The following is a 744-nucleotide window of genomic DNA, read 5'->3' as shown; positions in this document are numbered from 1 at the left end:
AACCTTTCAAGTTGATTCGGAGGACGTATGACAAAGATCGATCAAGATGAGTTAGCTCGGCTGGTGGGTAAGGCGATTGCTCACCAACGCCAACGGCGTGGATTGACCCAGGAGGCGGTGGCTGAACGGTTAGAGATAGGGATAGAAGCGGTATCGCGTATGGAGCGTGGGGTCGTGGTCCCCACCATTGTGCGATTGGCTGAACTGGCTCACATATTTGACTGTGAGCTGGTGGACTTGCTGCGTGAAACCAGCCCCCGTCCTCAGGAGCAGGCCATCATCCTCAGCCAGCAGTTAGCGACGCTGAGTAATGATGACCGGCAACTGGTGATGGAGATGATGACGACGCTGATTGGCCGGTTAGTCCGTTAACCAATCCCACAGTTTATGGACACCGTAAGCCGCGACCACCCCCACGGCTACTGGTCCCCAGGCAGGCGCGCTCCCTAGCGCAACCAGGGAGGCTGCCGTGGATGTCGCTACAGTGCTACTGACATAGGCGCCAGTCAGCCCGGCTCCGGTTGTGGAGGCGAGCTTGCCGACAGAGGTTTTCACCACCTGAGACGCGATTACCGTTTGGGCGGCACGGGTAACCTGAGGTGAGTGATGCCGGTCTTCAATACACCACTGCACAAAGTGCTCGCAGTTGTTGAACAGCAGGTTGTAGCTGCGCTCCCCCAAACGACGGCGGGCACGATTGACCGCCTCTTCCCGGCTGAAGTGACGATAGGGATGTTGCTGGAC

2 protein-coding genes are annotated in these 744 nt (G+C 57.9%); one reads left to right on the top strand and one right to left on the bottom strand.

Annotated features, from left to right (window positions below):
* Nucleotides 1–27 precede the first annotated feature (27 nt).
* Nucleotides 28–372 carry a helix-turn-helix domain-containing protein gene (locus AACS18_RS16120; RefSeq protein ID WP_108612704.1) on the top strand — a complete coding sequence of 115 codons (345 nt, stop codon included), beginning with the start codon at nt 28–30 and terminating at the stop codon, nt 370–372.
* Here AACS18_RS16120 and AACS18_RS16115 read toward each other — a convergent pair.
* Nucleotides 361–744, bottom strand: a 384-nt coding sequence (locus tag AACS18_RS16115; protein ID WP_108612703.1) for a lecithin retinol acyltransferase family protein, incomplete at its 5' end; no start/stop codon positions are given. The genes AACS18_RS16120 and AACS18_RS16115 overlap by 12 nt on opposite strands.

The organism is Aeromonas sp. HMWF015, from assembly GCF_963878965.1.
In the GTDB taxonomy this organism is placed as follows: Bacteria; Pseudomonadota; Gammaproteobacteria; order Enterobacterales; family Aeromonadaceae; genus Aeromonas; species Aeromonas veronii.
This window is presented reverse-complemented; position numbering and strand designations above follow the sequence as displayed.